The sequence below is a fragment of the Natronospirillum operosum genome (genome assembly GCF_004768465.1).
In the GTDB taxonomy this organism is placed as follows: Bacteria; Pseudomonadota; Gammaproteobacteria; order Pseudomonadales; family Natronospirillaceae; genus Natronospirillum; species Natronospirillum operosum.
In genome coordinates this window covers 1-8,408 of sequence record NZ_SRMF01000009.1, presented here as the reverse complement: position 1 = coordinate 8,408, position 8,408 = coordinate 1, and the positions used below count along the sequence as shown (strand labels likewise).

8 protein-coding genes are annotated in these 8,408 nt (G+C 61.8%); 3 read left to right on the top strand and 5 right to left on the bottom strand.

Going from position 1 to position 8,408, the window contains the following annotated elements; genetic code table 11:
* Positions 1-64: 64 nt before the first annotated feature.
* A complete protein-coding gene (locus E4656_RS16265) occupies positions 65-448 on the bottom strand; it encodes an acyl-CoA thioesterase (RefSeq protein ID WP_135484368.1) in 384 nt (127 codons plus the stop codon).
* Positions 449-565: 117 nt separating this feature from the next.
* Here E4656_RS16265 and E4656_RS16260 point away from each other — a divergent pair, with 117 nt between their 5' ends.
* Together E4656_RS16260 and mtgA are read left to right on the top strand one after the other, a co-directional pair.
* A complete protein-coding gene (locus tag E4656_RS16260; RefSeq protein WP_135484367.1) occupies positions 566-1,225 on the top strand; it encodes an alpha/beta hydrolase in 660 nt (219 codons plus the stop codon).
* 4 nt (positions 1,226-1,229) lie between these two features.
* On the top strand, positions 1,230-1,934 hold the full coding sequence (mtgA, locus tag E4656_RS16255; RefSeq protein ID WP_135484366.1) for a monofunctional biosynthetic peptidoglycan transglycosylase: 705 nt from the start codon (positions 1,230-1,232) through the stop codon (positions 1,932-1,934).
* 13 nt (positions 1,935-1,947) lie between these two features.
* On the opposite strand, the gene hemE is transcribed toward mtgA, so the two are convergent.
* On the bottom strand, positions 1,948-3,030 hold the full coding sequence (gene hemE, locus E4656_RS16250; RefSeq protein WP_135484365.1) for a uroporphyrinogen decarboxylase: 1,083 nt from the start codon (positions 3,028-3,030) through the stop codon (positions 1,948-1,950).
* A 132-nt stretch (positions 3,031-3,162) separates the two neighbouring features.
* Here hemE and E4656_RS16245 point away from each other — a divergent pair, with 132 nt between their 5' ends.
* The gene (locus E4656_RS16245; protein WP_167856096.1) at positions 3,163-3,756 is read left to right on the top strand and encodes an acyl carrier protein phosphodiesterase; all 594 of its coding nucleotides are present in this window, start codon (positions 3,163-3,165) and stop codon (positions 3,754-3,756) included.
* Here E4656_RS16245 and E4656_RS16240 read toward each other — a convergent pair.
* From E4656_RS16240 to E4656_RS16230, 3 genes are all read right to left on the bottom strand, one after another.
* A complete protein-coding gene (locus E4656_RS16240) occupies positions 3,735-5,585 on the bottom strand; it encodes an ATP-binding protein (RefSeq protein WP_135484363.1) in 1,851 nt (616 codons plus the stop codon). The genes E4656_RS16245 and E4656_RS16240 overlap by 22 nt on opposite strands.
* Complete coding sequence (locus tag E4656_RS16235; RefSeq protein WP_135484362.1) at positions 5,552-6,010, bottom strand: putative pterin-binding protein; 459 nt, start codon at positions 6,008-6,010, stop codon at positions 5,552-5,554. Before E4656_RS16235 ends, E4656_RS16240 begins: the two co-directional genes overlap by 34 nt.
* Positions 6,011-6,187: 177 nt before the next feature.
* Complete coding sequence (locus E4656_RS16230; RefSeq protein ID WP_135484361.1) at positions 6,188-7,861, bottom strand: DEAD/DEAH box helicase; 1,674 nt, start codon at positions 7,859-7,861, stop codon at positions 6,188-6,190.
* Positions 7,862-8,408: the final 547 nt, after the last annotated feature.

Sequence of the window (8,408 nt, the reverse complement as noted above, 5' to 3'; positions counted from 1 at the left end):
GGGCCTGTGGCCTTCAATCGGGACTTGCGTCCCTCACTACACGTCCCTCACTACACGTGCCTCTCTACAAGGCTTCTAGCTGCTGGCGCAGCTCTTCTGACAACGGCACCGACTGCTTGGCCTGATGGTCATAATGCACCAGCACCGTGGTGCCGGAGGCGCGCCGTTCGCCGTTCTGCCAGACTTCCTGCGTCACATCGAAGGAGCTGTTGCCCAGCCTGGACACCCAGGTTCTGATCTCCACCGGGATGCCGTAAAACAGCTCACCGTGGAACTCCACATCATAGCGGGCAATCATCAGTTTCCAGGCGCGCACGTTCAGATCCGGCGTGAACACACGGAACACCGGCATGCGGGCCCCTTCGAACCAGACCGGAATACGGGTGTTGTTGATATGCCCCAGCGCATCGGTATCGGTGAAGCGGGGTTCAAACTGTTCTGTGAGCATGATTCGGGCTTCCGTTTTCAGACCGGATCGAGCATAGGGGAACAGACAGCCCGCGGGCAAATCCGGTATCATACGGGGCCGTTCAAAACACCCTGAGCCCTGTTCACTGGAGTTGACATGTCATTGCTGCCCTGCGTCGAAATCAATCCGGCCTCGACGGCCACCCACACCGTCATCTGGCTGCATGGGCTGGGCGCCAGCGGCCACGATTTCGAACCCATTGTGCCTGAACTCGGGTTGCCGGATGACCTCGCCGTGCGCTTCTTGTTTCCGCATGCACCCAACCTGCCGGTCACCGTCAATGGCGGGGTCAGCATGCCGGCCTGGTACGACATTCTGGAAATGCAGATCGAACGCAAGGTCGACACCGAGCAGTTGCGAGCTTCAGCAGCCCAGATCCGGGCCCTGATCCAGCGCGAGCGCGACAACGGCATCGCTCCCGAGCGCATCCTGATAGCCGGCTTTTCGCAGGGCGGCGCCGTGGCCTACGAGGTGGCGCTCAGCTACCCCGAGCGACTGGCCGGCCTGCTGGCCCTGTCGACCTACTTTGCCACCGCCGACTCCATTCAGTGGAGCCCGGCCAACCAGGACCTGCCGGTGCTGATTCAGCACGGCACTCAGGACCCCATAGTACCCGAGGCGCTGGGCCAGCAGTCGTACCAGCAGTTGCAGGCCCGGGGTCTCCCGGTCGACTATCAGACCTTTGTCATGCCGCACGCGGTGTGCCCGGAACAGATCGGTGTGATCGGCCGCTGGCTGACCGAGCGGCTGAGCTGAACCCATGATGCGTCTGCTGCGCTACTGCATGCGCCTGTTTCTCTACCTGACCCTGATCTGGGTGGCACTGAGCCTGTTGCTGGTGGTGCCGCTGCGCTGGGTCAACCCGCCGGGCACCCCGGTGATGGTACACCGCTGGTGGCAGGCGGAACCGGAGGTATTCGAGCTGCGCTGGCAATGGCTGGCCTGGGAAGAGATACCCCCTCATGCCGTGCTGGCCGCAGTGGTCTCGGAAGACCAGCGTTTTCCACTGCATCGCGGGTTCGACCTCGAAGCCATGCTGGACGCCTGGAGTGAACGTGAACGGCGCGGCCAGTTGCGCGGCGCCAGCACCATCAGCCAGCAGGTGGCGCGCAATCTCTATCTGTGGACGGGTCGCAGCTGGATTCGCAAGGGAATGGAAGCCTGGTTCACGCTGCTGATCGAGGTGTTCTGGCCCAAGCAGCGCATCATGGAAGTCTATCTGAACATTGCCGAGTGGGGTCCCAACGGGGTGTTCGGCATCGAGGCCGGCAGCCAGTACCATTTCGGCAAACCGGCACAGCGGCTCAACCCCTGGGAGAGCGCCCTGCTGGCCACAGCCCTGCCCAGCCCGGCGCGCTATACCCCCGGCCGCGCGACGCCGTTTCTGGTCGAGCGGGCGCAGTGGAACCTGCAGCAGCAGCGCATGCTGGGTGGCACCACCTGGCTGGCCCCGCTCTACCCCTGAGCGGGCGAACGGCTCAGCGGTGCCATTCCGGGCTGAAGTCGACCACCGTCTCGATAAAGGCCCGCGCATGCTCCGGGTCCACGCTCGGCGTGATGCCATGGCCCAGATTGAAAACATGACCTGAACCCTGACCATAGCTGCTCAGTATGCGCCTGACCTCGGCCCGAATGGCTTCCGGGCTGGCATAGAGCACGGCCGGGTCCATATTGCCCTGCAGCGCCACCCGATCACCGACGCGCGCGCGCGCCTGACCGATGTCCGTGGTCCAGTCCAGGCCCAGCGCATCGGCCCCCGTATCAGCCATGGCTTCCAGCCACTGACCGGCACCCTTGGTAAACAGGATCACCGGCACCCGGCGCCCGTCATGAGTACGAATCAGGCCATCCACAATGCGCTGCATATAGGCAAGACTGAACTCGGTGTAGGCATTGTGTGCCAGCGCCCCGCCCCAGGTATCAAAAATCTGCACCGCCTGCGCGCCGGCGCGGATCTGCGCATTCAGATAGTCGGTCACTGCCGTGGCCAGACGGCCCAGCAACGCATGCAGTGTGTCCGGGTCGCTGTAGAGCATGCCCTTGGCATGCGGGAAATCCTTGCTGGAGCCGCCTTCGATCATGTAGGTGGCCAGGGTCCAGGGGCTGCCGGAGAAGCCGATCAGCGGCACCCGGCCGTTCAGTGCACTGCGGATGGTGCTGACCGCCCGTATGACATAATCCAGATCGGTCTCGGCATTCAGGGCCGGCAAAGCCTCGACATCGGCGGCAGAGCGCACCACATGCCGGAATTTGGGGCCCTCTCCGGTTTCGAAGTACAGCCCCAGCCCCATGGCATCGGGGATGGTCAGAATATCACTGAACAGAATGGCCGCATCCAGCGGGTAGCGCTCCAGCGGCTGCAGGGTGACTTCGCAGGCCAGGTCGGCATTGCGACACAGGCTCATGAAGTCACCGGCCTGCGCTCGGGAGGCCCGATACTCGGGCAGATAACGGCCCGCCTGGCGCATCATCCAGATCGGCGTGCGATCCACCGGTTCACGCGCCAGAGCGCGCAGGAAACGATCATTGTGGAGAACCTGGTTGGGGTCATTCTGGGTCATGGAAGTGCCAATCCGGAGTCGTCTTGAATGTATCGGCGCTGCTCTCTGCGCGCCGCGCGGGAGTGTACCACAGGGGCCCTGAAAGACTGTATGCTAGTGTCCTGTCGAATTGACCAGACAGGACACGAGGCCATGAATTACCTGGCGCATCTCTATTTCTCCGATCTGACACCCGATGGCTGTGTCGGCCAGTTGCTGCCCGACTGCATGCCGCCACGGCAGTTGCCGGAGTCCGCCACGGCCACCCTGCGCCAGCATGTGCATCTGCATCAGGTGATCGACCGTTTTACCGACCATCACGATCAGGTACTGGCCCTGCGGCACAGCTTCGAACCGCCTTTTCGGCGCTTCTCGGGCGTAATACTGGATGTACTGTTCGATCACATCCTGGCCCGCACCTGGTCCGACTGGCATGACAGCTCGCTGGACGCTTTCTCGGCCCAGGTGTACACCGCCCTGGCAGCCTATCGGGGGCCGGAGAACGAGCGTCTGCGCAGCCTGCGTCTGGCGCTGGTCCGGCACCGCTGGCTGCCCGGCTACGGCACCCGTGAAGGCATGGCCCGGGCGCTGTCCAGCCTGGATCGACGCAGCCGTTTCAACACGCCGCTGGCCACAGCCGTGCAGGTGCTGGACCAGCGCCACGATGACATCAGCGCCGTGTTCAGTCAGTTTTTCCCACAGTTGCAGGCAGAGGTACGGCGCGCTCAGGCTGACGGATCAGACTGACCGGCAACAGAATTGCGGTTTTCCAGCGTACTGCGAAGCTCGGCCACCTTGAACGGCTTGGCCAGATAGTCATCCATGCCGGCGGCAATGCAGCGGTGCCGATCCCCGGCGAGGGCATTGGCCGTTACCGCCACGATATACTGCCGTTGCCAGTTCTGCTGCTGTTCCAGCTTGCGAATGCGGTCGGTGGCAACAAAGCCATCCATGCCGGGCATGTGGATATCCATCAGAATGACATCAAAGGGCCCGTGGCTGGTGATCATGTCCAGCGCCCGGGCGCCATCGGAAGCCACGGTCACCTCGGCGGACAAACTCTCCAGCATCTTGCGCACCACCATCTGATTGACAGTGTTGTCTTCCGCCACCAGCACGCGGCAGCCTTTCAGTTCCACCTGCGCTTCCGGTTCCGGCGGTATCGCCAGCGGCGACCGGCCCAGACTCAGCCAGGCTGTCAGGGTGAAGGTGGTGCCCTCTCCCGGCGTGCTGCAGGCGACCAGGTCACCGTCCATCAAGCGGGCCAGATGCCGGCTCAGGGCGAGGCCCAGCCCGGTACCGCCATATTGCCTGGTGGTCGACACGTCGGCCTGGCTGAACTCGGAAAACAGCTGCGGCATGAAGGCTTCGTCGATGCCGACGCCGGTATCTTCCACCTCTATGATCAACTGGAACCGATCGTGCTGCCTCTCCCCGGCCCGCGCCCGCAGAGTGATGCGCCCGCGCTCGGTAAACTTGACGCTGTTGCTGAGCAGATTGAGCACGATCTGCCGCAGCCGGTGCCAGTCGCCACGTACATAGCGCGGAATACCGTCATCCATTTCCAGTTCGAATTCGGTGTGCCGGTTCTGCCGTTGCCGCAGCATGGCGACCACCAGACTGCGGGTGTCGCCGAGCGCTGCCCACAGGTCGTAGTCCTCTTCCTCGAACTCGAACTGCTCGGCCTCGATCTTGGACAGGTCCAGCACATCGCTGATCTGCTTCAGCAGGTTGTCGGCAGTCTGCTCCAGCGTCTGCAGATAGCGTTGCTGCTGCAGTTCCAGTTGGGTGTCCTGCAACAATTCGGTAAGGCCGATAATGCCGTTCAGCGGCGTACGCATCTCGTGGCTCATGTTGGCGAGGAAACGGCTCTTGGCTTCGTTGGCGCTTTCTGCTATTTCGCGCAGGCGCCGCGAACGGCGAACCTCGTGAAGAATGAAACTGGTGTACATCAGAATCAGGATGGCCCCGATGATCAGCAACACCAGAATCCAGCGGTAGTTGTTCTGCAGGGTTTCCAGTGCCTGGTTGGACAGGTCCGTGGAGGTGAAGATATAGGTCTGGCTGAGTTCGAACAGTTCGGCTTCCAGGCGGCGGAAGCGTTCGACGGCAAGCCGCGCTGACGCCTGATCCATGGTGAGCAGTTCGGGCTCGATGTCCGACAGCTCCGCCTCCAGCTCCGTCATGGCAGCATGCAGTCGGTCCAGCGTGACGGTAGGCAGTTGGTAGCGAGTCAGGCCGCGCACCAGCGTTACCCGGTGCAGCAGAATGTCCAGCCGCAGATCCACTTCACGTCGGCGGTCTGCCGTGGGTTCTGCAATATAGAGACTGAGGGCGTTGATCAGCCGCTGGTTCTCGAGCTCCAGCCGCGACACATTCCACGACAACTCGTCTTCACCGGAAGCACCCAGGGTGATGATTTCCTGGCGCACGGAGTGCAGGGTAAAGGCGATCATCAGCACCAGAAGGGTACTGATGGTGACCAGACTGATAAATCGGAGTGATCGCCAGTTGATCGGGGTGGGCGTAACCTGAGGCTGCTTCAGGGGTTGATTTCGATGGTCTTCAGCTGCCATACCGACACATTTCTGATGTCCCTGTTGATCAGTTCCGGCCGGTCGGAAAACGGAAACAGCACCCAGTAGGGGCCGTAATCCCGCACCGGCATCGGCTCTCCATTGCGTTCGAATACGATCACGGCGTCCGCATCAACCAGTTTCTGTGCATCGGTTTCCACTGCGTAGTCATTCAGTGCCACCAGGCGCAACTTGAGAGGGCCCTGTGGGGCACCGACGGTTTCCAGCAGCACGGCCAGTGGCACACCATGGTAATCGTCTGCTTCTACAGTCCACGGCGTTTCTGTGGTGAAGTGCCAGCCTGGCATCTCCGCGAGTTCTTCTTTGCTGAACTGCCAGTGCTGCTCGCCGTATACCAGGTGCAGATCAAATGCTGCCACTGGAACCGCCAGCAGGGCAAGCCACCCCATCAGCCACCGCGCCATTTTCACCTCTACCCCAAGTCACTGGTCAGGCGTGCGTGCCTGACCCGGATATCAAACTCCTGCTACCTTGATCTGCCAGACAATCCGGTTGCCAACGCGCCTACAGAGTAAGCTGAGCTTGTGGTTTAGGCAACCTTCCACGCAGACCCCGGCAGCAGGTAGAGTTTTCCAGCCGCTTCAGCCAGTTACCCGGCTCAGGCGCATCGGCTGCTGACGCACCCGCACCTTGCTGAGCTGCTGCTGCATTTCCTTGGGCATGCCTTCCGGCAGGTCAACCAGGCTGTGATCGTCCTGCAGGTTGATGCGACCGATATAAGCCTTTTCCAGACCCGCTTCGTTGACTATGGCTCCGACAATATCACCGGCACGCACACCATGCTTGCGGCCTGCTTCAATGCGGTAGCTTTCGAAGCGGATGTTGCTGGTATCAACGCGCTTGCCGGGCTTGCGATCACGCGGGTTGCGCTTGTCGCCACGCTCCGGACGCACATCGGCAACGATGTCCTGATAATGAGCAGCGACCTTCAGCGGCCGGTCTTTCTGCGCCATGCGCAGCAATGCGGCGGCCAGGGTTTCCATCGGCACGTCGACCTGCGCCTGCAGCTCGGTGACCAGCGCCTCGAAATCACTCGGATCTTCTTCGGCAATAACCTTGACCAGCTCTTCCCGGAACGACTGTACGCGGCTCTGTTCGATATCCTTGCCGGAAGGCAGCTCACGGCGGGGGATCTTCTCCCCGGCGGTCCGTTCGATGGCGCTCAGCAGACCACGCTCACGCGGCGTCACCAGCATCACCGCACGACCGGTACGACCGGCGCGGCCGGTACGGCCCACCCGGTGGGTGTAGGCTTCGACATCCAGCGGGATGTCATAGTTCAGTACCAGATCGATCCGCTTCACATCCAGACCGCGGGCCGCCACATCGGTGGCCACAATCAGATCGATCCGGCCCTTTTTCAGGCGGTCGATGGTGGCTTCACGTTGCTGCTGGGACAGATCGCCGTTCAGCGGCGCCACCGCATAGCCACGCGCAGCCAGCTTCTCGCTCAGCTCGGTGGTGGCCGCCTTGGTACGGGCGAAGATGATGGCGCCGTCGAAGTCTTCGACTTCCAGCAGGCGGGTCAGCGCATCCAGCTTGTGATGCTGCTTGAGCATGACATGCGACTGTTCGATCTGGGCCAGATTCGAGGCCGTGGCCTGAATCTTGATATGTTCCGGCTTGTTCAGGTAGGTCTGCGTCAGGCGCGCTATTTCACGCGGCATGGTGGCCGAGAACATGGCCAACTGACGGCCTTCCGGGCAGGCTTCGATGACGGTGGTGACATCGTCGATAAAGCCCATGCGCAGCATTTCGTCGGCTTCGTCCAGCACCAGCGCCTGCAGGCGGGACAGGTTGATCTTGCCCGATTTCATGTGATCCATCAGACGGCCCGGAGTCGCGACCACAACCTGCGGTCCGCGGCTCAGCGCCTTGAGCTGGATGCCATAGCTCTGGCCACCATAGATGGGCAGCACCTGGAAGTGGCCACCGGTGACCAGCCGTGCGTAGGACGTAAAGGCTTCGGCCACCTGGATGGCCAGCTCGCGGGTCGGTGTCAGCACCAGCACCTGCGGAGCGTTCAGTGATACATTGATGCGCGCCAGCAGCGGCAGCGCAAAGGCGGCGGTCTTGCCGGTGCCGGTCTGGGCCTGGCCCAGCACATCACGGCCCTGCAGCAGGGCGGGAATGGCGGCAGCCTGAATGGGTGACGGAGATTCGTAGCCAAGGTTGGCCACGCCTTTCACCAGTGACTCGGGCAGGCCGAGATCGGCAAAGGTGACGGACACGTCGGAAGAGATGACTTCGGTCATTAAAAAGTACCTGTTTTCAGGATTCACTCTGTGAATCGCACACATGAATGCCCAGTGCCGGCCCTGATGGACGGCATTACCCCGTTTTTTCGACGTGCGCAAAACCCGGTCGGGTACTGATCATGTGTGCTGACCTTCTCGAAGGTCGGCTTTTTCACGAGCGTTTGTCTGAGGCGGCTGTCGAGGTGACAACGCCGGCAGGTACTTTCCGTTGAGCAGATTCCGGTAGGACTTTGACTGCGGGCTCAAATTTTGAGTCGCGCACTATACAGGAAGCGTTCGCCGAATGCTCGTTTTTTCTTTGCTTGTAACCCTGCAGCGAGGAGCGACACGAGTCGCGACGACCTGTAGCGAGCAACGCGAGTCGCGATGGCCTGTAGCGAGCGACGCAAGTCGCGATGGCGGCGCCAGCCGCCTTTCATACGAAGCCTGTAGTCTTTTGATCGGGACTTGCGTCCCTCGCTACGCGTCCCTTGTCACGACGTTGTGCCTCATTTGTAGCGAGCGACGCAAGTCGCGATGGCGGCGCCAGTCGCCTTTCATACGA

What these genes read in the sequence shown, in the direction of transcription:
- E4656_RS16265 (WP_135484368.1), bottom strand. Translation starts at nt 448, where the DNA reads ATGCTCACAGAACAGTTTGAACCCCGCTTCACCGATACCGATGCGCTG.
- E4656_RS16260 (WP_135484367.1), top strand. Translation starts at nt 566, where the DNA reads ATGTCATTGCTGCCCTGCGTCGAAATCAATCCGGCCTCGACGGCCACC.
- mtgA (WP_135484366.1), top strand. Translation starts at nt 1,230, where the DNA reads ATGATGCGTCTGCTGCGCTACTGCATGCGCCTGTTTCTCTACCTGACC.
- hemE (WP_135484365.1), bottom strand. Translation starts at nt 3,030, where the DNA reads ATGACCCAGAATGACCCCAACCAGGTTCTCCACAATGATCGTTTCCTG.
- E4656_RS16245 (WP_167856096.1), top strand. Translation starts at nt 3,163, where the DNA reads ATGAATTACCTGGCGCATCTCTATTTCTCCGATCTGACACCCGATGGC.
- E4656_RS16240 (WP_135484363.1), bottom strand. Translation starts at nt 5,585, where the DNA reads ATGGCAGCTGAAGACCATCGAAATCAACCCCTGAAGCAGCCTCAGGTT.
- E4656_RS16235 (WP_135484362.1), bottom strand. Translation starts at nt 6,010, where the DNA reads ATGGCGCGGTGGCTGATGGGGTGGCTTGCCCTGCTGGCGGTTCCAGTG.
- E4656_RS16230 (WP_135484361.1), bottom strand. Translation starts at nt 7,861, where the DNA reads ATGACCGAAGTCATCTCTTCCGACGTGTCCGTCACCTTTGCCGATCTC.